The organism is Acinetobacter sp. Li1LvA2 (assembly GCF_056156705.1).
The window spans coordinates 63,459-89,209 of sequence record NZ_JBSICF010000005.1; the positions used below are offsets into that span (position 1 = coordinate 63,459).

Below are 25,751 nucleotides of genomic sequence, written 5' to 3' on the forward strand. Positions count from 1 at the left end.
TAAATGAACTGATCTAATCATTTAAAAAGCCCTTCTTATAAAAGGGCTTTTTTAAAATCTATTCTTTATATTGCCATGCTTTTAAAAAGGTTCGGCAAACCTCTTCATTTAACTGTTGTAGTTCTTGAGGAGTCGGAATATTTCCACTTATAAGGGTCGCTGGATAAGCATACCCCATCACAGCACCAAGGAATGCTTTTGTTGCTTCCTCAGGTTGATCAATTTTAACAATGCCTGCATTGTGTGCTGTTGCAAGAATATCGGCTAACGATCTTTTAATATTTCCTTGAGTACGCTGTTGAATTTTTGGAAGAATTTCCTTCATTTCAACTAATGCAATAATCAACAATCTTTGCAGACGAATGACGTCAATATTATAAAAATGATTTTGTACAGTCTGCCCAATTTCTAAGAGTAATTGATCTAGGCGCTTATTTTTTAATTCATGTTGTTCAACAAAAGGTACTTCCATTTCTGTTTTTAAATGATCAAAAACTTCAATAAGTAGAGCCGTCTTAGTTGGGAAATGATTATATAAGGTTTGTCGATTTGTTCCGGCTTTAGCTGCAATAGCCTCCAAACGAACTTCTAATCCATGCTCAAGAAATAGTGCACGTGCTGCTGCAAGGATAGTAGGGCGAATTCGAGAAGGGCGACCTGGAGATTTTTTTAACATATGAGAGCTTTCTTGCACATCCTAATTATTTACTTTACAGTAAAGTAAATAAATTGTCTATAAGTCTGGGGTCCCAGATATGCTTGATCTAAGTTTTAATTATCGTAAGTTTTTATATTTATTGCCGTTATTGGTTTTTTTAAATGGATGTGATTCTGATCAGCCTGTCACTAAAAATATTCAGCAGGTGGGTATTATCACAATAAAACCAGAATCTATTGAATCTACTTATCAATTGGCTGGCAGAACAGTAGCTTCTGAAATCTCTCAGGTCCGCCCGCAAGTCAATGGGGTAGTGATAGAGCAATTATTTAAAGAGGGCACACAAGTAAACAAAGGACAACCCCTTTATAAAATTGATTCTTCACTTTATCGGGATGGTGTTGATGAAGCTGTAGGTAATCTTGCACTTGCTAAAGCAACAGTCAATTCGACTCGTTTGCAAGCCGAGCGCTATAAAGAATTAATTAAAGTAAATGGCGTGAGTCAGCAAGAGCTTGATAATGCTCGAAGCGCATATGAACAAGCAAAAGCTACAGTTGCGGTAAATGAGGCTGTACTTAAAACGGCTCGCACCAATTTACGTTATACGCAAGTTACTGCGCCTATTTCAGGACGAATAGGGCGTTCATCCATTACACGTGGGGCTTTGGTCACTTCTGCTCAAACAGATCCTTTAGCAACAATTCAAAAACTGGATCCCATGTATGTCGATTTGACCCAGTCGAGTGACGAATACATGGCACTGCGTAAACAGCTTACTGAAAATGGAATAAAACCAACTGAACTTTCAGTACGTTTGCAACTTGAAAATGGTACGACTTATGCCGAACAGGGAACGTTTAAGTTTAGTGATGTTGCTGTAGATGAAGCGACAGGAAGTGTCACCTTACGTGCGGCGTTTTCCAATCCCAATAATGCTTTACTACCTGGTCTGTATGTGCGGGCAGAACTAGGAACGGGCACACGGCCTAACAGCATCTTAATTCCTCAAGGCGCACTTTTTCGAGATGCCGAAGGAAATCCACTTGTATGGGTTGTTGGAAAAAATAATAAAGCCGAGCAACGAAAAATTACTTTAGGCAGTGCGATTGATAATCGTTGGTTAGTGACCTCTGGCTTGAGTTCAGGAGATCAAGTCATTGTTGATGGCCTGCAAGGCTTAAGTGCTGGCATGACGATTGAACCTACCCCAATGAGTTGAGGATTCACTATGTTGTCGAGTTTTTTTATTGCACGACCTATTTTTGCTTGGGTCCTCTCTATTTGTATTATGGCGTTAGGTGCAATTTCTATTTTGACTTTGCCGATTGAGCAATATCCCGACATTGCACCACCGGGTGTAAATGTCACAGCAAATTATCCGGGCGCATCGGCCAAAACTGTTGAAGACAGTGTGACCCAGATTTTGGAGCAACAAATTAAAGGGATTGACGGTCTACTTTATTTTTCATCGAGTAGTAGTTCGGCGGGGCAAGCACGCATAAGTCTTAGTTTTAATCAAAATACTAATCCTGACACTGCGCAGGTTCAGGTACAAAATGCTGTGAATCAGGCGCTGAGTCGATTACCTCAAGAGGTTCAGCAACAAGGGATCACTGTAACAAAGTCACAAGGCGATAGTTTACTGGTCTTTGCGCTTTATGATGAAAGTGGAAGTAGATCTTCAGTAGATATTTCCGATTATATGGTGAGCACACTTCAAGACCCATTAAGTCGGGTTGATGGGGTAGGTGAAATCACTGTATTCGGTGCCCAATATGCAATGCGTATCTGGCTTGATCCTCATAAATTAAACAGTTATGGATTAATGCCTTCAGATGTTAGGACTGCGATTGAAGCACAAAACACTCAAATTACAGCGGGAGAATTAGGCGCATTACCTACGCGTGATGGGCAGGCTCTAAATGCAACAGTAACGGCACTATCTCGGTTACAAACCGTAAGCCAATTTGAAAATATTATTTTGCGGACAGAAACAAATGGTGCGGTTGTATTACTTAAAGATGTTGCCCGAGTTGAGCGTGGTGCTGAAAGTTATCAGACCTCTACACGTCTGAATGGAAAGCCAGCTTCGGGGATGTCTATTCAACTTGCATCCGGTGCCAATGCACTAGAAACGGCTGAGCGAGTTAAAGCTGAGGTCACACGATTAACTGCCTCTATGCCAGCAGGGCTAAAGGTTGCGTACCCACGCGACAGTACTCCATTTGTGGAAGCTTCGGTAAATGGGGTGATTAAAACTTTAGCTGAGGCGATTGTTCTCGTCATTATTGTCATGTTCTTATTTTTGCAGAGCTGGCGTGCGACTTTAATACCGGCAATTGCCGTTCCAGTTGTATTGTTAGGAACATTTGGGGTGTTAAGCATATTGGGCTATAGCATTAATACGCTGACCTTATTTGCGATGGTTTTGGCTATTGGTTTGCTTGTAGATGACGCAATTGTGGTCGTGGAAAATGTTGAGCGGGTTATGCATGAGCAAAATCTTGATGCTCGGCAAGCCACCATAATTTCAATGCAAGAAATATCTGGCGCACTCGTTGGTATCGCAATGGTACTAGCAGCGGTATTTTTACCTATGGCATTTTTTGGTGGCTCAGTCGGGATTATCTATCGCCAATTTTCGGTAACGCTCGTATCGGCAATGGTACTTTCGGCAATTGTTGCTTTAACACTTTCACCTGCGCTATGTGCAACCTTACTTAAACCTGCAAATGAAAAGCATAAGCAGAAGAAGTTTTTTACTTGGTTCAACCGTAAAGTTGAACAAGGGCAGTCAGGCTACCACACAAAACTGCTTGCAGTTTTAGGTAAACCTAAAATATTTATGATTATATTCTTAGCTATTACAGCTTTGTTAGGCTGGCAATATACGCGTATGAATACGGGGTTTTTACCACAAGAAGACCAAGGTTCAGTTATGGTCCAATTTAGTACGCCAGTTGGCACGACACTCGCTGAAACAGAACGGGTTGGTAATCAAATCGCAGATTATTTCTTGACGAAAGAAAAGGATAATCTCAATGTGATTTTCATGGTCATGGGCAGAAACAATGCAGGTAGTGGTCAAAATGTGGGAATGGCATTTGCTGGACTTAAACATTGGGATGACCGAGAAGGTAGTGAAAATACAGCCGAAGCTGTGATTGCTCGAGCAAATGCACATTTTAAGTCGCTACGTAACGCACGTGTTCAGGTGCTTTCACCCGCTGCTGTAAGAGGCCTTGGGCAATCAAGTGGTTTTGAACTTTGGTTGCAAGATGCTGAAAATAAAGGACGAGATGCTTTAATTACTGCACAAAATAATGTGTTAAAAGCAGCAAATGCTGATTCTGGCCTAGCAGCAGTACGGCTAAATAGTTTAGAAGATAAAGTTCAGTTACAAGTCGATATTGATCAAAGAAAAGCGAGTGCTTTCGGCTTAGCTCAAGCAGATATTAGCAATACGCTGTCGTCGGCATGGGGCGGATCTTATATTAATGATTTTATTGATCAGGGGCGTGTTAAGCGAGTTTATTTACAAGGCGAAGCGAACTATCGCTCTTTACCTCAAGATATCGGGCAGTGGTATGTTCGTGGTTCTAGCGGTGAAATGACGCCATTTTCTAGTTTTTCGTCTGTAAAGTGGCAAATGGGGCCTCAAATGCTGCAACGCTTTAATGGTCTTTCAGCCGTACAACTTCAAGGCTCTGCGGCAACGGGTGAAAGTTCTGGTGGGGCTATGGATAAGATCCAGCAATTGGTCGATCAACAACAAGGCTTTAATCTTCAGTGGAGTGGGTTGTCTTACCAAGAGAAGTTAGCGGGTGGACAAACGATATGGTTATATTTGGCTTCAATCATCTTTATCTTTTTGTGTTTGGCAGCACTTTATGAAAGTTGGTCTATTCCTGTTTCTGTCATGTTGGTTATTCCTTTAGGTCTTATTGGTGCTGTAGTGGCTGCAAGCCTAGCTGGTTTTGTGAATGATATTTACTTTCAGGTGGCGATGCTCACCACAATTGGGCTTTCTGCCAAAAATGCTATTTTGATTGTTGAATTTGCGGCAGCTAAATTGGAGGCAGGTCAGGCGTTAATGGATGCGATTATTGAAGGAGCAGGTCAGCGATTACGGCCAATTATTATGACCTCTCTTGCCTTTGTTGCGGGCGTTCTTCCGCTGGCCGTGTCTACAGGAGCGGGAGCCGTAAGCCGAAAAGAAATTGGTATCGCCGTCACTGGTGGGATGATTTCGGGAACTCTACTTTCTATTTTCTTTGTGCCTTTATTTTTTCTTTTAGTGCGCCGTTTAACGAATAGATTAAATAGCTCAGCAGGAAAATAGTTTCAAAAAAATAATAAAAGCTATTAAAAATTAGGCCCTCATGCTGTAAATGGTATGAAGGCCTAAAATTTAAAAACTTAGAATGTATTTTGAATAATCACATCATCGTAAGGAAGTTTGCCCACACGTGGGTAAGGCTGAGAAGCTGACTTACCAACTGCAATCATTAAACACACCACGTGATCTTCAGGTAAGTTAATCAGCTTTGCCATTGCATCAAAGTCAAAACCATCCATAGGGCAACTGTCTAAACCATGCTCTTGCGCAAGAAGCATCAAGGTTTGAGCAAAAATGCCCGCACTGCGCATAACTTCGTCACGTTGGGTTTGTGGACGATCACGGTAATATTGGTCAATTGCGCCAACCATAATATTTTGAACCTCTGGAGTCGCGCCATCCCACACACGTTTAGCATCGGCCTCCCACGAGCTTACTTTTGCACATAGCACAATCAGTAAGGATGACTCTGTAACTTGCGGTTGGTCCCAAGCAATGGTGCGAATCTTTTGTCTGAGTTCAGCGTCTTCTATCACCACAGGACGCCAGTGCTGTAAATTAAACGCACTTGGTGCATTTGCTAAAACTTCTTGTAATAACTGCTTTTTATTATCTTCAGAGATTTGAAAAGAAGGGTCGAAGCGTTTCACTGCACGGCGGTTACGGATGGCATCAATAACATTCATAAGATTTTCCTACTTGTTGGTTTGACCGTTTTTTAAAATAACAAAGAAATGTTTAGGATTGGTTCATATTAAACTGAATTAATCTTGCAATATCGACAGTTCTCTCATAAATAAGTTCCGATGCATTTTCGCAGGCTTGCTCTAATGTGATGGGACCATTAGTTAGCGAAAATGCAGCCGTAACACCGTGCTCATAAAGCGCTTGGTAGCCTTCGCCTAATGTTCCTGCAATGACAATGACAGGAACATTGTGTGTTTTGGCAATTTGACTCACCCCAAAAACTGTTTTACCACTTAAGGTTTGTTGGTCAAATTTACCTTCGCCTGTAATGACCCAATCCGCGTTAGAGATTTTATGTGCAAGCTGATTGAGTTCAGCCACAACCTTAACTCCAGCCTTAAACTCAGCATTTAAATAACTTTTGGCTGCAAAACCTAAACCTCCCGCAGCGCCAGAACCCGCTTCATCTCGTTTATCGAAACCTAAAAGCTTAAGCGAGACATCGGCAAAATGGGTCAGTGCTTCATCGAGTAACTGTACTTGAGCAGGTGACGCACCTTTTTGTGGACCAAAAATATGAGATGCGCCGTTTGGACCACAAAGTGGGTTGGTCACATCGGCAGCCAGTAAAAACCGTGTATGCTGAATACGCGAGTCGAAATGTGTTAAATCAATTTTTGTTAGGTTTTTAAGAGCAAATCCACCTGCGGGTAAAACGTTTTGGTTAGCATCGAGCAAAACTGCCCCTAAAGCACTGAGTAGTCCTGTGCCGCCATCATTGGTTGCACTGCCACCTACAGTTAAAATAATATCTTTTGCACCTGCGTTTAATGCATCCAAAATGAGTTGGCCTGTGCCAAACGTTGTGCTATGGCAGGCATCACGTTCAGCCGGTGAAACTAACTGTATGCCGCTGGCTTGAGCCATTTCAATGATGGCGATTTTTTGTTTTTCTAACCATCCCCATTTTGCTTGAACAGACTGACCTAATGGTCCCATTACGGTTTTTTCACGCCATTCACCTTCACAGACCTCTAACACAGCTTCTATAGTTCCTTCACCACCGTCTGCCATTGGACATAACAGCGTTTCAGCGTCTGGAAAAACCTCTTGCCATCCTTTGGCAATAGCTTGAGCGACGCCCAAAGCCGACAGGCTGTCTTTAAAAGAGTCTGGCGCAATCACAACCTTCATAAGTTCTCTGAATCTGTTTTTTTCAATTAATTTATACTGCTTAAACCCATAAAAACCTACTTAAAATGACGTAAATTTCAGCTCATTACATCATTTCTATTTTTAAAAAATATAAAGTAAATTATGTTTTTATCTGTAAAAAACAAATCATTGTGTTTTTAAGGTATTGTTATTATTGAATTTAAATAATTTTTTGGTTTGGGCTGAATGATTGTAATTATAAAAAATATGGCACATATTATAACTAGCGTTGAGGCTGCCTCTAAATATCATGAATAAGATAAAAGTGGATTTTTACTTATTTAAGATAAGTAGCAAAATGGCATAGATATAACCATAATTAAGTTGTGAATTTATTGCACCTATAGAATGTGTAAAAGTAATAAGAGGATGAAAAAGTGGATAATTCAGAAGAACAAAAGCATATTCAGGAAAATAACGGCTTTGCACGAATTGAACCCTATACTCATCCTGCGGGCGGGTGGGGAGCACTTCTTAGTGTCGCTCGTAACTTAAAGCGACAAGATATTTTAAAAAAAGGTTCAATTACCTTACTCAACATTAACCAGCCTACCGGGTTCGACTGTCCCGGTTGTGCATGGCCAGAAAAGAAAAATGCTCACGCGTTTAACTTCTGTGAAAACGGCGCAAAAGCAGTTGCATTTGAAGCGACCAGTAAAACCGTTACTCCTGAATATTTTGCAGGTCACACTGTTAGTTGGTTATCAGAACAAAGTGACTTTTTTCTAGAAGACTTAGGTCGCTTGACCGACCCAGTTCGCTACGATGCTGCAACCGATAAATATGTCGCAATTTCATGGGATGAAGCATTTCAGATTATTGCTAAGCATTTACATGCCTTAGATCACCCAGACCAAGCTGCGTTTTATACCTCTGGCCGTGCCAGTAATGAAGCAGCATTTCTATATCAATTGTTTGTGCGAAGCTTTGGAACAAATAACTTCCCCGACTGTTCGAACATGTGCCATGAAACCACAAGCGTTGGGTTACTTGATTCGATCGGTTTAGGAAAGGGCACAGTCACCCTAGAAGACTTTGATTTAGCCGACGCAATTTTTAGTTTTGGGCATAACCCCGGAACCAATCACCCGCGTATGTTAGGTACTTTACGTGAAGTGTCTAAACGTGGCGGTAACATTATTGCGATTAACCCGATTAAAGAGCGGGGTTTAGAGCGTTTCCAAGACCCGCAAGCACCGCTTGAAATGATGACCAACGGCAGTACGCCAATTAGTCGTTATTATTTCCAGCCTAAAATTGGTGGTGACTATGCACTCATGTTAGGGATGTTAAAGCATTTAAATGAGTGGGATAAAAAAGCACTTGCCTCAGGTAAACCAAGCGTTTTTGACCGAAACTTTATTGCGGTGAATACCGTTGGTTTCGATGAAATGATTGCCGAGGTGGAAAGAACTGAGTGGGCAGATATTTATAAGCACTCAGGTCTGTCGCCTGAACATTTAGAAAAACTCTCTAAACTCTTTTTAGAATCAGAGCGTTCAATTTTCTGTTGGGGAATGGGCATCACTCAACATCGCCACGGAACCGCTAACGTACATATGCTGGCAAATTTATTGTTGGCGCGTGGTCAAATTGGCAGACCGGGTGCAGGACTATGTCCGGTTCGTGGGCACAGTAACGTGCAAGGCGACCGCACCATGGGGATTAATGAACTGCCTAGCCCTAAACTACTCGACAATATTGACCGCGTGTTTGGGATTAAATCTCCTAGAAAAAATGGGCATGGTGTGGTTGAAACCATTAAAGCTATGGCTGAAGGCGAGGTTAAAGTCTTTATTGGTCTAGGCGGAAACTTTGCAGTAGCGACACCAGATACACCGTATACCCAAGAAGCACTTAGAAAGTGTAATTTAACCGTTCATGTCGCAACCAAGTTAAACCGTAGCCATTTGGTTTGTGGTAAAGAGGCTCTGATTTTGCCATGTTTGGGCCGTACCGAAATTGATGAGCAGCTTCATGGTCCACAGGCCATTTCAGTCGAAGATTCGATGAGTAATATTCATTTGTCGGCTGGGCGTAATACCCCAATTTCTGAAAATATTTTATCTGAACCTGACATCGTGGCAAGAATGGCTGAAGCCGTGCTGCCAGACAGTAAGATCAAATGGAAATGGTACATTGAAAGTTATGACCGTATTCGTGACTCAATTGCTGAGGTTTTTGATGAGTTCCATGATTTTAATTTACGTGTCTATAACCCAGGTGGTTTCCATCTAGAGCACCCGGCTAATCAGCACATCTGGAACACAAAAAGTGGTAAAGCACAGTTTATGATTACACCACTGAGTGAAGTCTATGGTGATAAAGAAAATCAATATGCTGCCGCCTATACCGATAGCAAAGTTTATACCTTAATGACCACTCGCTCTCACGATCAGTACAACACTACGCTATATGGTCTCGATGACCGTTACCGCGGAGTCTTTGGGCAGCGCCGTGTGTTATTTATGAACCAAGCCGATATTGATGAAGCGGGCTTTGAAGCAAATCAGTGGGTTGATATTGAAAGTGTTTTCTCAGATGGTATTAAACGTATTGTGCATAGTTTCCGTATTGTGCCGTACAACATTCCACGTGGTAGTTTAGCTGCGTACTATCCAGAGACCAATCCTTTGGTGGCGTTAAGCAGTCATGATAAATATGCCAAGATTCCAGCTTCAAAAAGTGTTCCTGTGATTTTGCATGCTGGTGATGCACCTGCACACTTTAATTTGGCAACGGCAGTTGACCCTGAAGATGCAGATAAGAAAGTAAGTAACCTTTAAATTAACAGCGATATTAAAAGTGTAATTCAAACAAATGGCGCTCTAAACAAGCGCCATTTCAAGATAAAGGAAATTATTTTGACACCACATTCTTATGGGGTTGAAACATTACAAGTAAAGCGGTTTAAAAAAACCGAATCTGAAAGTGTTTTAGATAATATTGTTCAAGAGCATCCGATTGCTTTGGTATATAACGGCATTTCTCATGCAGTGATGATGGCAACGCCTACCGATGTGAAAGTGTTCGCTAAAGGTTTTAGTCTGTCCGAAGGAATTTTAACAAGTTTAAAAGAGTTGTACGCCATTGAGATTTATGAAAGTGAATTGGGAATTGAAGTGAACATGACCATTTCATCTAGAGCATTTGCTGCGTTAAAAGAAAGGCGGCGTATGTTGGTGGGTCGTACAGGCTGTGGTTTATGTGGGATTGAAAGTTTGGAGCAGCTTCAGCTCGATATTTCTAAAATTACCATCGAACCTTCCAAAGAGTGGCTTGAACAAATTCCAGTCGCGATTTCTCAATTAAAAGATCAACAAAAAATTACTGCCTTAACAGGTGGCGCTCATGCCGCTGCTTGGGTGGTTCAAGGCAAAATCATGGCTTTGTTTGAAGATGTCGGCCGTCACAATGCCTTAGACAAACTACTAGGTTATTTAGCTCAAGAAAACTACGACACCAGTTTAGGTTTTGTTGTTATGACCAGTCGTGCAAGCTACGAATTAATTCGTAAATGCGCTCAGCTTAATATTGGTTTATTGGCTTCAATTTCTGCCCCAACCAGTATGGCCATTCGGCTCGCAAAAATATCTGGCCTAACTTTAGCAAGCTTTTGTCGTGGAGATGATTTCGTTTTATACACATAAAGGTCATGCATCAAAATATTGATCAGATCAGCTCAAATGCTAAGAATGATCAAACACAATGGAAATATACATTTCTATTTTGCCTAATTTTAAGTTAAGTACGAACTTTATACTTTATGATCAGACTTATGTAGTTCAGAGTGTGTCCCAGTGGCTTGGTTACAGTCCTTAAAAGATTGGGCAAAACGTTTAAAAAAACAAATTATTATGCTTTGGTTTGCATCGAAGCATCCTCAAATGCCGATATTGCCTAAAATTTTGGCTGTGATTGCTGTTGCCTATGCTTTTAGCCCCATCGATTTAATTCCAGATTTTATTCCTATTTTAGGTTTTGTTGATGACGCTTTAATTTTGCCCATTCTTATTTGGTTAGCTGTTCGTTTTACGCCTAAGCAAGTCATTTTAGATGCAGAACAACAAGCTGATGAATGGCTAGAACAACAGGAGCGACGACCTCAAAATTATTTGGTCGCTGTGTTAATTATTTTAGTTTGGATAACGCTAGCAGTAATGGCTTATTTCTATTTTGGTGGAGGTTTGTAAGCCTTAAAAGTGCAAGATATAGAATCGTGAATTTAAAGCCATTAATATTGTGCTTTGCTACAACTCAAAGGATAATAACGTTTTTATAAGCTTTGAGTTGCAGATAATGAAAATCGTCGCAGATGAAAATTTGGCATTTACCGACTACTTTTTTTCAGAGTTTGGCGATATTCAACACCATGCGGGACGCACCTTAACTCATGCAGATGTAAAAGATGCAGAAGCATTATTGGTTCGCTCAGTCACTGCGGTGAATGCAAGCTTAATCGAAAATACAGCATTAAAATATGTGGGTAGTGCCACAATCGGCACCGATCATTTAGATATTCCTGCTTTAGAAAAACAAGGGATTATATGGGCGAATGCGGCAGGCTGTAATGCGCAGGCAGTTGCTGAATATGTTATTACTGCTTTACTTCATTTAGATGCCAACCTTTTAGAACAACAAGAAAAATTTACACTAGGCATTGTTGGTCTTGGAAATGTCGGTAAGCGTTTGGCCTATATGGCCCAGTTGCTTGGCTGGAACGTGATTGGCTTTGACCCATTTGTGCAGTTAGATTCAATTAAAAATGTAAGTTTAGAAACTCTTTTGCAACAAGCCAATACAATTTCAATTCATGTGCCTTTAACCAAAAATGGTGAACATGCGACGTATCATCTGTTTGATGAGCAAGCGTTTGCAGCACTTCAACCGAACACGATTTTAATTAATAGTGCGCGTGGGCCGGTCGTTAAAGAAGCTGCTTTAATCGAAGATATTCAGCGCACCCAGCGTAAAGTTGTGCTCGATGTATTTGAGCATGAGCCAGTGATATCTGAAGAACTTATAGACATGTTGGCTTTAGCAACACCGCATATTGCAGGTTATAGCTTGGAAGGTAAGGCTCGTGGCACCCAAATGATTTATGAAGCGTTCTGTCAAAAGTTTGGGTTTGATATAAATAAACGTTTCGAGACCCAATTGCCTACATGTGACGACTATTTTTCAGGCAATGATTTAAAAGCGGTGTTAAAGCAAAAATTAGCTCAGATTTATGATATTGCTCAAGATGATGCCAACATCCGTGCCTGTATTAAAGATGGCAAAGTAGAGCAAAAAGCATTTGATTCATTACGTAAGAATTATCCGCTGCGCCGTGAATGGGCAGCACATGGAGGGCCGCAGGCATGAGCTTAAGTTATCAACCAACTTGTTCAATTGATGCCTTAAAAGCACGTGCTAAGCTCTATAACCAGATTCGTCTGTTTTTTGCTGAACGTGATGTCATGGAAGTGGAAACACCGATTGTTTCACAGGCAGGTGTCACCGATGTGCATTTAGCTTCTGTTCAGACTTTACGTCATATTAATGGCAAATTGCAGACTCAATATTTACAGACTTCGCCTGAGTTTGCCATGAAGCGTTTGTTGGCGAGTGGCAGTGGGCCGATTTACCAGATTTGTAAGGTTTTTCGAGACGATGAACACGGACGTAAACACAATAGTGAATTTACCATGCTCGAATGGTACCGCCCGGGTCTAGACTTAAAAGCATTAATGCATGAAACCGCCGATTTATTGCAAAGCTGTTTGCAGCATCGTTTTGGTGAAGTTCGTCCGTTTATTTTAAGTTATAAATATGCCTTTCAAGATCGCCTTGACATTAATCCTTTACAAGCAACATTGAAGCAACTCAAAGATACGGCAAATCGTGTGGGATTAAATCTTGATTTAGGCGATGACCGCCTAGCTTACATGGATTTATTATTTTCTCATTTTGTTGAGCCAAGTTTAGGGTTTGATGCACCTGTCTTTTTAACTGACTTTCCTCCAGAAATGGCGTCTTTGGCAAAAGTGAAAGTGGATGAAGATGGGGAAGAGGTCGCAGCGCGTTTTGAGGTTTATATTGAAGGCTTAGAGCTTGCCAATGCTTACGATGAATTGCTTGATGCAGAGGTGTTACGTTCACGCTTTGAAGCAGACAATGCAGAGCGAGCTAAGCAAGGTCTCCATGTCATGCCTTTAGATGAGCATCTTTTAGCAGCTTTGCCTCATATGCCAGAATGTTCAGGAATTGCTTTAGGTATAGACCGCTTGCTCATGGTTGCAATGGATCAGGTCAAAATTGAAAAAGTCATTACATTCCCAGCAGAAATTGCTTAAAAACTGACAAATAAAAAAGCCACAATATTGTGGCTTTTTTATTAAGGGTTTATTTAGCTTAAGCTTGTTGAATACCAGCAACAACCCAGTCTTGCTGAGAACCAGCAGGTTTAACAAAGTGCCAGATTTCAGTAAATGGTTGTGGCAAGCTGTTTAAATCTTCACTCACAGTACCAGTGAAGCGTACGCTTACAACGTATTGACCATTTTCAGTCGCGCTGTCTACAACCATCGCATTCAGATTGCTAAATTCAGCAACGTCTTGATCTTGGTTTTCCATGATGTCGTTATACATAGAACTATAAAGTTCTGGTGTTAAGTAACGGCGAATTTCTTCAATGTTACTTGCAGTATTCATCGACTGGATGTGATTAAAACGTTGACGTGCAATACGTAAGAAAGCAGCAGGTTCACTACCATCTGGAAGTTGATTGCCATTGCTCGTTGTTGCACCGCCAAAAGGAGCTTGGGTTGCTGCACCGCCACCAACAGATTGACCAAAGATATTTGTATTATCTCCAGCATTACGTGGTGTCGCTTGTGGTGCAGCAGAACGACCAAATGGGTTTTGACCGTCGTTATTCGGTGCGTAAGGATTATTAGCTGCTAATTTTTTTTTTGCGCCCAATTTGCGGAAAACAAAAAAGGCTAAAGCTGCTGCAAGTAATACCCAAAGCCAGCTAGGAATTCCACCTTTTTTCTCTTCTTGTTGCGCTTGAGCAGCTTGTTCTGTTCCAGCTTGAGTTGCTTGATGTTCAGTTGATGTTGGTTTGTCATCAGCTAAAGCATTTGCTGCAACAGCACCTACGGCAGCACCAGCCACACCAGCTGCAACCATTGAACCAACACCCGGACCTGATCGTTGAGGTGCAGTAGCAGGTTGTTGAGCAGGAGTCACTTGACGAGGTTGTTGATAAGACTGGCTTGAAGTAGTAGAGCGTGCCATACCGTGGCTTTTACCACCACCTGCACGTTTAGCTTCAGCAAGAGGCGAAATTGCTAAAGCAGCCATTAAAATACCGGTAATCAAGCCACGCTGGTGTACTTCCATAGGAAATTCCTGTCTAAAATTAAATTGTAATAGTATTTATGAAGGTATTTACGCTAAATTTCAACCATAAAAGTATGTTTTTTTATGTCAATTCATCACTGAGTTGCATTGCTTCAGTCAATGCTTCATGCAGACGGGCAACCGCAATGACTTGTACGCCTGGAATTGCTTTTTGCGGCGCATTCCCTCTTGGCAAAATGACATACTTAAAACCATGTTTTGCAGCTTCTTTTAAACGCTCTTGACCATTTGGTACAGGACGAATTTCACCAGAAAGGCCAACTTCTCCAAAAACGGCAAGTTGTTGAGGTAAAGCTTTAGTGCGCAAACTTGAAGCGCATGCTAATAAGACAGCCAAGTCAGAACCTGTTTCGGTAATTTTTAGACCACCTACAATGTTCACATAAACGTCTTGTCCAGTAGTTTGAACACCACCATGACGATGCATTACAGCAAGCAGCATATTTAAACGGTTTTGCTCAAGACCCAATGCGACACGTCGTGGTTGACCTTGGGCATCATCTACTAAGGCTTGAACTTCAACTAACAGAGGGCGGGTTCCTTCACGGCTAATCATAACAATTGAACCAGGAATTGCTTCATCATAACGGCTTAAGAAAATAGCAGAAGGGTTGGCAACTTCACGCAAGCCTTTATCTGTCATGGCGAATACGCCAAGTTCGTTCACTGCACCAAAACGGTTTTTAACAGCACGAATCATTCGATAACGTGAGTCTGATTGACCTTCAAAGTAAAGTACACAATCCACCATATGTTCTAAAACACGTGGACCTGCCAGTGCACCTTCTTTGGTCACGTGCCCAACAAGAAATAGCGCCGTGCCACTATTTTTTGCATAGCGTGTAAGTAATGCCGCAGATTCACGAATTTGAGAAACACCACCCGGTGCCGATTGGAGTGTTTCGGTGTAAAGAGTTTGAATCGAATCTAAAATAGCAACCGCAGGCTTTTCTTGTTCTAAAACTTCACAAATTCGCTCAACACAGGTTTCGGCCATGGCTTTTAATTTGTCAGTTGGCAAATCAAGTCGTTGAGCACGAAGAGCAACCTGAGATAACGATTCTTCACCCGTAATATAAAGAGCAGAGCTTTTTGCACTTGCCATGTGGGTCGCTGTTTGTAACAGAATGGTCGATTTACCAATGCCCGGGTCACCGCCAATCAGTACGACTGAACCTGTAACTAAGCCTCCGCCAAGTACGCGATCAAATTCGCTGATACCGGTCTGTAAGCGTGTTTCATGCGAAACTGAAACTTTATTTAGTGTTGTAATATTCGCGACTTGACCTGCATAGCCTCCAATTTTTGGACGTGCGCGGTGAGCAGTGGTCGGCTCAAGTTTGACTTCAGTCAGAGAATTCCATTCACCACACTCTGAACATTGACCAGCCCATTTAAGATGATCGGCACCACATTGCTCGCAACGGTAAACAGTTTTGACTTTGCTCATAAAAAATTGAAATTTTGCTCGATATTATATAAATATAGTTCTTAGGAAGTTCTTCATTCTTGTTTCCTGAAATTTTCGTAAAAGATAATGAGGAAATTTGAAGGGTATTTCTAAGGAACTAGTAAGGGAAAGACGTCAAAAATAACACGATATAGGATTTTTACAAGTCAGATAGAGTTTGTTTTAAATGGATATAAAAATCTAATCGATCCCCAAGGAAGGTGTTTTTACTGATGTATGTATCTAACTGTTTATTATAGATATGGCATGGATATTGCTGAAGTGAAAAACGAACAAAATAATATGAGTATTGTATCTTAAAGATACAAAAGGTTGATATCTATGAGTGCAGCAGAAATTGTTGATTGGGTAAATAGCATAATTTGGAGTAAAGGGCTTATTTATCTGTGCTTAGGTGCAGGTTTATTTTTTTCTATTTTGACAAGGTTTGTTCAAGTACGCCAAATGAAGGAAATGGCTAGACTTTTAATAAAAGGTACTTCTTCAGAACAAGGGATTTCATCTTTTCAGGCTTTAGCGGTTTCATTATCAGGGCGAGTAGGTGTAGGTAATATTGCTGGTGTAGCGGCAGCAATTGGTTTCGGTGGACCTGGTGCTGTTTTTTGGATGTGGTTAGTTGCATTTTTAGGAGCAGGCACTGCATATGTAGAGTCAACTCTAGGGCAAATCTATAAAGTTGAATATCAAGGACAATATCGTGGTGGCCCTGCTTTTTATTTTGATAAAGGCTTAGGTCAGCGTTGGTTAGGCGTTGTGTTTGCTATAGCAGCGATTGTTTCTTGTGGTTTGTTCTTACCAGGGATCCAAGCAAATGCTGTGGGTAAGGCATTTACACAGATTACAGGTGAAGGAGCAATTATATTTGGCGATATTGGGTTATTTAAGCTTGTTGCACTTGTAGTCATTGTTGGTTTACTTGCTATCATTATTTTTGGTGGGATCAAACGAATTGCACGTTTTGCTGAATTTGTGGTTCCTTTCATGGCAGCTGGTTACATTTTAATGGCTGTCGTTATCGTTATTGCTAATATTCATGAATTACCTGGTGTAATTAAATTAATTTTTGAAGATGCTTTTTCTCCTATGGCAGGCCTTGGTGCTGCGATCGGTTGGGGCGTAAAACGTGGTGTTTATTCAAATGAGGCGGGACAAGGAACTGGTCCTCATGCCGCGGCTGCTGCAGAAGTTCAGCATCCTGCTCAGCAAGGTTTTGTACAAGCATTCTCCGTTTATGTAGATACTTTATTCGTATGCTCTGCAACAGCATTCATGATCTTAATTACCGGCAAATATAATGTGCAAGGAACATTAGAAGCTGGTCAATTCATTGTGCAACATGTTGGAGCTACTGTAGAAATAGGTTCTCCTGCATTTACCCAGATGGCAGTGAGCACAATGTTTGGTAATTTTGGTCAAATCTTTGTTGCTTTAGCGGTTTTCTTCTTTGCATTCACCACCATAGTTGCTTACTACTATATTGCTGAAACCAATATTACTTACCTAAGTTATATTACAAAATCTCCATCATTATTATTTGTGACCAAGTGCTTTATTATTTTATCAGTATCTTATGGGGTATTAAGTGCAACTGGCTATATATGGGGAATTGGCGATATCGGTGTAGGTTTAATGGCATGGATTAATATCGTTGGCATTATAGTGACTTATTTTGTTTGGAAACCAACGATTAAAGCACTAAAAGATTACGAGGAGCAGCAAAAAGCTGGAGTAAAAGAATTCACATTTGATCCTGTTAAATTAGGAATAAAAAATGCGACATTCTGGGAAGAAAGACTGAAGAATAAGCAAAAGTAAATTTTTAAAAGATTACTGTATTTTTTGTCTCTTCATCAAAAAGGCTACCTCATCGGTAGCCTTTTTATATAGGTTGGAGTTAAACAAGTGCGACAAAAGTTGACTTGATAGTCCGTTGTATTGCAGAAGGCTTGTGCGTATTATCGGCCCTAATTGTATGTAGCTTAAAGTCATTAGCAATACAGACAAATATTGGTTAGCTGAAAAGTTGTCAAAAAATATACATTTAAAAGATACCTGCAAATGGTGCGATATCGTCTTTTTGATTTGGATTTAGCTAACGGACTAAAAAAATTACTGGAGTGTATTTATAAAATGTCGAATCAAAATCTGAGCGAGCCTCATGAACAAGGTGAGCTCCATCGAAGCCTCTCCAATCGGCATTTACAGCTGATCGCGATTGGTGGTGCAATTGGTACCGGATTATTTATGGGATCAGGCAAAACAATTAGCCTCGCTGGTCCGTCGATCTTATTCATTTATTTGATTATTGGTGTGATGGTGTTTTTTGTCATGCGTGCGCTTGGCGAATTACTTCTTTCAAATCTTGCCTATAAATCATTTATTGACTTCACAACAGATTTAATCGGTCCATGGGCAGGTTATTTCGTCGGATGGACCTACTGGTTATGTTGGATTACGATTGGTATCGCCGATCTGTCTGCAATTATCTATTACTTACAGTTCTTCAATAATGGTCTGCCTTTCTCACCTGTCGAAGGGGCGATGATCAGTGTTGCGGCTATTGTATTTATTATGGGTTTGAACCTACTGACAGTACGTTTATTTGGTGAGTTAGAGTTCTGGTTTGCGCTCATTAAGATTCTTGCGATTATTATTTTAATTGCTGTGGGTCTATGGATGATTTTTACTGGCTTTACTTCGAGTACTGGTGAAGTTGCTTCATTTACTCATCTTTGGGCGAATGGTGGTTTCTTCCCAACAGGCGTACATGGTTTCTTAGCTGGTTTCCAGATTGCAATCTTTGCCTTCGTTGGTGTAGAACTTGTGGGAACAACAGCTGCCGAAACGAAAGATCCAGCCCGTAACTTACCAAAAGCCATTAACTCAATCCCAATTCGTATCATTATTTTCTATGTGTTCGCATTAATTATTGTAATGTCAGTAACACCATGGAATAAAATTGATCCGGCGATCAGTCCATTTGTAAACTTGTTTAGTCAAGCTGGTGTTGCAGCTGCAGCGATCTTGATGAACTTGGTGGTGTTGTCTTCAGTAATGTCATCAATGAACAGTGGCGTGTTTTCAACAAGCCGTATGTTGTTTGGTTTATCGCGTGAAGATCAGGGACCCAAAGCTTTTGGTAAATTGAATAGACGTGCGGTACCTGCAAATGCATTGTATTTTTCTGCTGCGTGTTTGCTGTTAGGTGCAGCATTACAGTATTTTGTACCCAATACCGTTGAAGCATTTACGCTCGCAACAACACTTTCAACGATTTTGTTCATTTGCGTGTGGTTACTTATTATCTGGAGTTATATCCGTTATTACACTACACGTCCTGAGCTACACGCAAAATCAACATTTAAATTGCCGGGCGGTCTATTTACATGTTGGATCACGATTATTTTCTTTATTGGTATGATTTACGTGTTGTCTTTAGAGCCAGATACGTTTAAAGCGCTTAAAGTCAGCCCAATTTGGTTTATTATCTTGATCATTGGTTATTTCTTCTTCTATAAACCGCGTCATAAAAAGTAATTAAATTTATTTAGTTATGATCAAACGCCGGCTGAAAAGCTGGCGTTTTTTATGCATATTGTTTTTCTCTTTAAGTTTACTCTTTAGCCGCCTGCATGATCACGGTATACTGCATCGAATTGTTTAAATCAGGTGCTCAGATGCGTCGTGTCATTTGCCTCATCAGTTTATTGAGCAGCAGTATTTTGCTAAGCGCTTGCGGTCAGTCAGGAGCATTACAGCTACCTTCTGATCCGAATTATGACAAACGTGCGAAATACTTGCTCTATCGTAATAAAGAACAGAAACAAGTTGTGCAACAGGATGAACAAGCTGATCAGCCAGTTGAATCATCAGCCCCAACCCAAACAACTTCACCTTAAGCTTTGAAATAAGGACACATTCATGAGTTTCACTCGCATTAATGGAGTATTGCACGCAGAGCAATGTTCTATGGAGCAGCTTGCGCAGCAATTTGGCACACCTTTGTATGTTTATTCAAAAGCAGCTTTTGAAAAACATTACTTAGATATGGATCGTGCTTTTGATTTTATTGATCATCAAATCTGTTTTGCGGTGAAGTCTAACTCAAATTTAGCTGTTCTTAATGTATTGGCAAAACTTGGTGCTGGTTTTGATATCGTATCAGGTGGTGAGCTTGCACGTGTTTTAAAAGCGGGTGGAGATGCATCTAAAGTTGTTTTTTCTGGCTTAGGTAAAACTGAAGCTGATATTGAAACATCATTAAATGTAGGCATTGCTTGCTTTAATGTGGAGTCTTATGCCGAACTAGATCGTCTTCAAAAAGTTGCTGCACGTCTAGGCAAAAAAGCGCCGATTTCTTTGCGTGTAAATCCAGACGTAGATGCAAAAACACATCCTTATATTTCAACAGGCCTTAAAGAAAATAAATTTGGTATTCCAAGTGATACCGTTTATGAAACCTATCAATATGCTGCATCTTTACCAAACCTTGAAATCATTGGCATTGACTGCCACATTGGTTCGCAACTAACCGAGACTAAACCATTCGTTGATGCTTTAGATCGTGTCATGGTGATGATCGAAGAGTTGAAAAAGCTTGGTATCAATCTTAAACATATTGATATCGGTGGGGGGTTAGGTGTTTGTTATAAAGATGAAATACCACCAAGTGTTGAAGAATATGCAAATTCAATGAAACCTGCTTTAGAAAAGCTAGGTCTCAAGGTTTATATGGAACCGGGCCGTAGCATTAGTGCAAATGCAGGTGTGCTTTTAACCAAAGTGGATTTACTCAAACCAACGAGCCATCGTAATTTTGCCATTATTGATGCAGCAATGAATGATTTAATTCGCCCTGCTTTATATGAAGCTTGGATGGATATCCAACCTGTGGTGCCAAGTTCAGATACTGAAGAAAAAACCTGGGATCTCGTGGGTGCAATCTGTGAGACAGGTGATTTTATTGGGAAAGATCGCTCATTGGCTTTAAAAGAAAATGACTTGTTAGCTGTTCTTGGCGCTGGTGCTTATGGTTTTGTAATGAGTTCAAATTACAATACACGTGGACGTGCCGCAGAAGTGATGGTGTCTGGCGACAAAGCCCATTTGATTCGTGAACGTGAAACAGTTGAATCCCTTTGGGAAAAAGAAAGTTTATTGCCTGAGGAGTAAATGAAATGTTGTTAGAATTTACTAAAATGCATGGTCTAGGCAATGACTTTATGGTGGTTGATCTAATCAGCCAACGTGCCTATTTGGATACAGAAACAATTCAACGCTTAGCTGACCGCCATTTTGGCATCGGTTTTGATCAACTTTTAATTGTTGAACCACCAGATTTACCGGAAGCGGATTTTAAATATCGTATTTTTAATGCTGATGGCTCTGAAGTTGAACAATGTGGTAACGGTGTGCGTTGTTTTGCTCGCTTTGTACATGAGCGCCATTTAACAACCAAAACTAGTATTACTGTTCAAACCAAAGCAGGGATTGTCAAACCTGAATTGGGGCAAAATGGTTGGGTTCGCGTGAATATGGGCTACCCGAAATTCTTGCCGAATGAAATTCCATTCATTGCTGAACAACCAGAAGCTTTATATACACTTGAGTTAGCCAACGACCAAAGCATTAGCATTGATGTGGTCAACATGGGTAATCCTCATGCTGTCACTATTGTTCCAGATGTATTAACTGCTGATGTTGCTGGCATTGGTCCACAAGTTGAATCACATAAACGTTTCCCTGAACGTGTGAATGCTGGTTTCATGCAAATTATTGATGAAAAGCATGTGCGTTTACGTGTATTTGAACGTGGTGTAGGTGAAACTCTCGCATGTGGTACAGGCGCTTGTGCTGCTGCGGTAAGTGGTATGCGCCGTGGTTTACTTGCTAACTCAGTTGAAGTTGAACTTGCTGGTGGTAAGCTACAAATCGAATGGCAAGAAGGTGATGTGGTCTGGATGACGGGCCCGACAACTCATGTATATGATGGGCGTTTGGATCTACGTTATTTTCAAGGTTAATCGCATGACCTAAATAGAGGCCTCTTTTATTAGCTAAAATGATAAAAGAGGCTTTCTTTATATACAATAATTTTTTAATTTAATTACCTTTTACTCAAAGCCAATTTCAAAGCAAACAATACAAAAATACTGCCTGTAATTCGGTCCATATATTTCACAAATTTGGGTTGCTTAAGATAACGTGACAGTGGCTGCATAGCCAAAATTAATAAAATTGACCATAAGGTTCCAATCACCACATGAATCATTACAAGCCCCATAATCCAAGTGACAGCCGATGCTTGTGGTGGAATAAATTGTGGAAGAAATGAAATATAAAAAATCCCAACTTTGGGGTTAAGTAAGTTACCCAAAAAACCTTTAATAAACCAATTTTGTGAAGGAGATGTATTTGAACTATTCTCTTGCATATCTGCAAGCTGGCTACGTGGTTTTAAAATCATATTTAAACCTAACCATGCTAGATAAGCTGCTCCCATCCATTTCAGAATATTAAAAGCTAAATCAGAAGCCATAAGCAAAGCCCCTAGACCACAAGCAACTACAATTCCCCATGCAATACAGCCAAGGCTAATACCTACTGCTGCTTGAAATGCTTTTGATTTACCTTCAAGAGTAGCAGTACGAATAATTAAAGTCGTATCGAGACCAGGTGTAAGCGTAAGTAAAGTAATGGCAATTAAGTAGGGAATGAGTATGGTAGTCATGATAGAGGGATTCCGACAAATACTTACAGTGGAGTGTAATATATAAGGTAGAGAGTTGTTGCACTGTACGATCTTAAATTTCCTGAACAACTACTTTTTGATACACTGAAAAAATAAAATGAGCAAATAAATGGAGAGCAATTTGGATTTTGCATTACAGCTGCTCTCAATGTGGTTAAAAGAAAGAAAAATTCAGAATCAATCTGAGCACACGATTACAGCTTATGAAAGAGATGTTAAAAGCTTTCTTGAATTCTGCGAGCTCAAACAAATTGATTTAAGAAATATTGAAGCTTCAGATTTACGTGAATATTTGGCCCAGCGTGTTGAGCAGGATCAGTTAAGTTCAAGCAGTATGCAGCGTCATCTCACGTCAATTCGCCAGTTTATGAAATGGGCTGAGCAAGGGAAATATTTAGAAATTAATCCTACTGATGATTTTAAGTTAAAACGTCAGCCTAGACCCTTGCCGGGTATGATCGACATAGAAACGGTTAATCAAATTTTAGATCAGCCAATGCCTGAAAAACCAATTGATCAGCAATTATGGTTACGTGATAAAGCCATGCTCGAATTACTTTACTCAAGTGGTTTGCGTCTGGCTGAACTGCAAGGCTTAACAATTAAAGATATAGATTTTAACCGTCAACTGGTACGTATTACAGGTAAAGGAAATAAAACTCGGATTGTACCATTTGGGAAAAAGGCGAGAGAAAGCCTATTGAATTGGCTGAAAATCTACAAAATCTGGAAAGGTCATTTTGATCAGAATGCTTCTGTTTTTATTTCTCAAAGAGGCGGTGTGTTAACCCCACGGCAAATCGAAAAGCGTGTAAAGCTTCAAGCACAAAGAGCTGGTGTGAATGTAGATTTGCATCCTCATTTATTACGGCATTGTTTTGCTAGCCATATGTTATCAAGTAGTGGTGATTTGCGATCAGTACAAGAAATGTTAGGCCACAGTAATTTGTCTACGACACAAATTTACACGCATATCGATTTTGATCATTTGGCGCAAGTTTATGATCGAGCTCATCCGAGAGCACAAAAGTATGAATAGATTTAAGAACGATCTTAATAATAAAGTTGTTTAAAATGGCAAGTCTTATACGAATGTAGACATCATTTGTATTTTTTTAGAAATTTGTTTAAGAGAAATAGGGGAAATAGTCAAATTGACCATTTTGATCTTGGGATATTTTGTCGGTACCCCTGAGTCAAAAACATCTAATCCCGATTATTTTAAGGCGATCTTATGTTTCTGACTAATAAGCTAAATAAGATAAAAAGATAATAAAAATCAATATATAAAATAGAGTGTAAAAAGAATGAAATAGCACCGAATAAGGCATAATATTTTTTTTATGAACTGATGGTTTCATTTTTTTTGTGCTGTTCTGGAAAATTGTGACTTGACCGAAATGCCAAACACATTGCAAGATAGGGTACCTAAAAAATTTTAATTGAAGAGTTAATATACTTTTCTCAACATTTACTTTTGCTAGAACAGCCGAGGATTACATGAAGGCTCTTGTTGCTGTAAAACGCGTGGTTGATGCCAACGTCAAAGTTCGTGTTAAGCCGGACAATAGTGGGGTTGACCTAACTAACGTTAAAATGTCAATTAACCCATTTTGTGAAATCGCAGTGGAAGAAGCGGTTCGCTTAAAAGAAAAAGGAACAGTAACAGAAATCGTTGTTGTTTCTGTGGGTCCTAAAGAAGCTCAAGAACAAATCCGTTCTGCAATGGCTTTGGGTGCAGACCGCGGTATTTTAGTTGAAACCACTGATGAAATTGGCGCTTTAGAAGTTGCTAAAATTTTAAAAGGTGTTGTTGATGCTGAAAAACCAGAACTTATCCTTCTTGGTAAACAAGCAATTGATGATGACTCTAACCAAGTAGGTCAAATGCTTGGCGCATTATTAGGTGCGGGCCAAGGTACATTCGCTTCTGAAGTGAAAGTTGATGGCGGCAAAGTACAAGTAACTCGTGAAGTTGACGGTGGTTTACAAACTGTTGAACTGGCACTTCCTGCAATCATTACAACTGACTTGCGTTTGAATGAGCCACGTTATGCAGCATTGCCTAACATCATGAAAGCTCGTAAGAAGCCACTTGATACTAAAGCTCCTGCTGATTATGGCGTTACAGCTGGTACTAAGCTTAAAACTGTTAAAGTTGAAGCTCCAGCAGAACGTAAAGCTGGCGTACAAGTGAAATCTGTAGATGAGCTTGTTGAAAAATTGAAAAATGAAGCGAAAGTGATCTAATACGGAAGGATAAAATCATGAGTATTTTAGTTATCGCTGATCACAACAACCAAGTACTTAACGGTGCTACTTTAAACGTTGTTGCTGCAGCACAAAAAATCGGTGGTGATATTACTGTATTAGTTGCTGGTTCTGGTGCTCAGGCAGTTGCTGATGCTGCTGCTAAAGTTGCTGGTGTAAGCAAAGTTTTACTTGCTGACAATGCTGCTTATGCAAACCAGTTAGCTGAAAACGTAGCTGCTTTAGTTGCTGATTTAGCTAAAGGTTACAAATACGTATTAGCTGCTTCTACAACGACTGGTAAGAACATTCTTCCACGTGTTGCTGCTCTTCTTGATGTAAGCATGATCACAGACATTATTTCTGTTGAATCTGCAAATACATTCAAGCGTCCGATTTATGCAGGTAACGCGATTGCGACTGTTCAATCTGACGAAGCAATCATTGTAGGTACAGTTCGTGGTACTGCATTCGATCCAGTAGCTGCTGAAGGTGGTTCTGCTGCGGTTGAAGCAGTAAGTGAAGCGAAAGATGCAGGTATTTCTAACTTTGTATCTGAAGAAATCGTGAAACTTGACCGTCCAGAATTAACTGCGGCTCGTATCGTAGTTTCTGGTGGTCGTGGTGTTGGTTCTGGTGAGAACTACCATAAAGTACTTGATCCATTAGCTGACAAGCTTGGTGCAGCACAAGGTGCTTCACGTGCGGCAGTTGATGCGGGCTTCGTACCTAACGATTTCCAAGTGGGTCAAACTGGTAAAATCGTTGCACCTGACCTTTACGTTGCTGTAGGTATTTCTGGTGCGATCCAGCATTTAGCTGGTATGAAAGATTCTAAAGTTATTGTTGCGATCAACAAAGACGAAGAAGCGCCAATCAACAGTGTTGCTGACTACTGGTTAGTTGGTGATTTGAACACTGTAGTACCAGAGTTAGTAAGCAAGTTGTAATTTACAGCTTGTCACTT

The 25,751-nt window shown here is 40.4% G+C and carries 21 protein-coding genes; 15 read left to right on the forward strand and 6 right to left on the reverse strand.

Annotation, left to right across the window (positions count from 1 at the left end; genetic code table 11):
* Nucleotides 1-58: 58 nt before the first annotated feature.
* Nucleotides 59-676 (reverse strand): TetR/AcrR family transcriptional regulator, encoded by a 618-nt coding sequence (locus ACS604_RS11520; protein ID WP_004790547.1) that lies wholly within the window; start codon nt 674-676, stop codon nt 59-61.
* Nucleotides 677-755: 79 nt separating this feature from the next.
* Here ACS604_RS11520 and adeD point away from each other — a divergent pair, with 79 nt between their 5' ends.
* Together adeD and adeE are read left to right on the forward strand one after the other, a co-directional pair.
* Nucleotides 756-1,880 (forward strand): multidrug efflux RND transporter periplasmic adaptor subunit AdeD, encoded by a 1,125-nt coding sequence (gene adeD / locus ACS604_RS11525; protein ID WP_174731918.1) that lies wholly within the window; start codon nt 756-758, stop codon nt 1,878-1,880.
* 9 nt (nt 1,881-1,889) lie between these two features.
* Nucleotides 1,890-5,003 (forward strand): multidrug efflux RND transporter permease subunit AdeE, encoded by a 3,114-nt coding sequence (gene adeE / locus ACS604_RS11530; RefSeq protein WP_474771835.1) that lies wholly within the window; start codon nt 1,890-1,892, stop codon nt 5,001-5,003.
* A 77-nt stretch (nt 5,004-5,080) separates the two neighbouring features.
* Here the strand turns inward: adeE and ACS604_RS11535 are convergent, their stop codons facing one another.
* Together ACS604_RS11535 and ACS604_RS11540 are read right to left on the reverse strand one after the other, a co-directional pair.
* The gene (locus tag ACS604_RS11535) at nt 5,081-5,686 is read right to left on the reverse strand and encodes a nitroreductase family protein (protein WP_174731911.1); all 606 of its coding nucleotides are present in this window, start codon (nt 5,684-5,686) and stop codon (nt 5,081-5,083) included.
* Between the two features lie 52 nt (nt 5,687-5,738).
* Nucleotides 5,739-6,881, reverse strand: a complete 1,143-nt coding sequence (locus ACS604_RS11540) for a glycerate kinase (protein WP_474771836.1) — start codon at nt 6,879-6,881, stop codon at nt 5,739-5,741.
* Nucleotides 6,882-7,279: 398 nt separating this feature from the next.
* On the opposite strand from ACS604_RS11540, the gene ACS604_RS11545 reads away from it, so the two are divergent.
* From ACS604_RS11545 to epmA, 5 genes are all read left to right on the forward strand, one after another.
* Entirely contained in the window at nt 7,280-9,688 is a 2,409-nt protein-coding gene (locus tag ACS604_RS11545) for an FdhF/YdeP family oxidoreductase (protein ID WP_474771837.1), read from the forward strand.
* A 78-nt stretch (nt 9,689-9,766) separates the two neighbouring features.
* Nucleotides 9,767-10,552, forward strand: coding sequence for a formate dehydrogenase accessory sulfurtransferase FdhD (gene fdhD / locus ACS604_RS11550; RefSeq protein WP_174731560.1), 786 nt, complete (start codon nt 9,767-9,769; stop codon nt 10,550-10,552).
* A gap of 150 nt (nt 10,553-10,702) precedes the next feature.
* Complete coding sequence (locus ACS604_RS11555; protein ID WP_004790561.1) at nt 10,703-11,095, forward strand: YkvA family protein; 393 nt, start codon at nt 10,703-10,705, stop codon at nt 11,093-11,095.
* 106 nt (nt 11,096-11,201) lie between these two features.
* A complete protein-coding gene (locus ACS604_RS11560) occupies nt 11,202-12,269 on the forward strand; it encodes a 4-phosphoerythronate dehydrogenase (protein WP_474771838.1) in 1,068 nt (355 codons plus the stop codon).
* Nucleotides 12,266-13,240 (forward strand): EF-P lysine aminoacylase EpmA, encoded by a 975-nt coding sequence (gene epmA / locus ACS604_RS11565; protein ID WP_474771839.1) that lies wholly within the window; start codon nt 12,266-12,268, stop codon nt 13,238-13,240. Before ACS604_RS11560 ends, epmA begins: the two co-directional genes overlap by 4 nt.
* A gap of 58 nt (nt 13,241-13,298) precedes the next feature.
* Here the strand turns inward: epmA and ACS604_RS11570 are convergent, their stop codons facing one another.
* Complete coding sequence (locus ACS604_RS11570) at nt 13,299-14,291, reverse strand: Tim44 domain-containing protein (RefSeq protein ID WP_013197042.1); 993 nt, start codon at nt 14,289-14,291, stop codon at nt 13,299-13,301.
* A gap of 82 nt (nt 14,292-14,373) precedes the next feature.
* A complete protein-coding gene (gene radA, locus ACS604_RS11575; RefSeq protein ID WP_004790569.1) occupies nt 14,374-15,762 on the reverse strand; it encodes a DNA repair protein RadA in 1,389 nt (462 codons plus the stop codon).
* 342 nt (nt 15,763-16,104) lie between these two features.
* Here radA and ACS604_RS11580 point away from each other — a divergent pair, with 342 nt between their 5' ends.
* From ACS604_RS11580 to dapF, 5 genes are all read left to right on the forward strand, one after another.
* Entirely contained in the window at nt 16,105-17,598 is a 1,494-nt protein-coding gene (locus tag ACS604_RS11580) for an alanine/glycine:cation symporter family protein (protein ID WP_004790571.1), read from the forward strand.
* 315 nt (nt 17,599-17,913) lie between these two features.
* Nucleotides 17,914-19,320 carry an amino acid permease gene (locus tag ACS604_RS11585; protein ID WP_174731640.1) on the forward strand — a complete coding sequence of 469 codons (1,407 nt, stop codon included), beginning with the start codon at nt 17,914-17,916 and terminating at the stop codon, nt 19,318-19,320.
* 140 nt (nt 19,321-19,460) lie between these two features.
* Nucleotides 19,461-19,682, forward strand: coding sequence for an LPS translocon maturation chaperone LptM (lptM, locus tag ACS604_RS11590; RefSeq protein ID WP_004790575.1), 222 nt, complete (start codon nt 19,461-19,463; stop codon nt 19,680-19,682).
* 22 nt (nt 19,683-19,704) lie between these two features.
* Nucleotides 19,705-20,955: a diaminopimelate decarboxylase gene (gene lysA, locus ACS604_RS11595; RefSeq protein WP_440202671.1), complete on the forward strand. Its 1,251-nt coding sequence runs from the start codon at nt 19,705-19,707 to the stop codon at nt 20,953-20,955.
* 5 nt (nt 20,956-20,960) lie between these two features.
* Nucleotides 20,961-21,806 carry a diaminopimelate epimerase gene (gene dapF / locus ACS604_RS11600; RefSeq protein ID WP_151828423.1) on the forward strand — a complete coding sequence of 282 codons (846 nt, stop codon included), beginning with the start codon at nt 20,961-20,963 and terminating at the stop codon, nt 21,804-21,806.
* An 83-nt stretch (nt 21,807-21,889) separates the two neighbouring features.
* On the opposite strand, the gene ACS604_RS11605 is transcribed toward dapF, so the two are convergent.
* Entirely contained in the window at nt 21,890-22,513 is a 624-nt protein-coding gene (locus tag ACS604_RS11605) for a LysE family translocator (protein WP_174731642.1), read from the reverse strand.
* Nucleotides 22,514-22,682: 169 nt separating this feature from the next.
* Here ACS604_RS11605 and xerA point away from each other — a divergent pair, with 169 nt between their 5' ends.
* The 3 genes from xerA (at nt 22,683) to ACS604_RS11620 (ending at nt 25,734) form a co-directional block, all read left to right on the forward strand.
* Entirely contained in the window at nt 22,683-23,573 is an 891-nt protein-coding gene (gene xerA / locus ACS604_RS11610; RefSeq protein WP_474771898.1) for a site-specific tyrosine recombinase/integron integrase, read from the forward strand.
* Between the two features lie 461 nt (nt 23,574-24,034).
* Nucleotides 24,035-24,784 (forward strand): electron transfer flavoprotein subunit beta/FixA family protein, encoded by a 750-nt coding sequence (locus ACS604_RS11615; RefSeq protein ID WP_474771840.1) that lies wholly within the window; start codon nt 24,035-24,037, stop codon nt 24,782-24,784.
* Nucleotides 24,785-24,801: 17 nt separating this feature from the next.
* Nucleotides 24,802-25,734 (forward strand): electron transfer flavoprotein subunit alpha/FixB family protein, encoded by a 933-nt coding sequence (locus ACS604_RS11620; RefSeq protein WP_016137313.1) that lies wholly within the window; start codon nt 24,802-24,804, stop codon nt 25,732-25,734.
* The last annotated feature ends 17 nt before the right edge of the window (nt 25,735-25,751 follow it).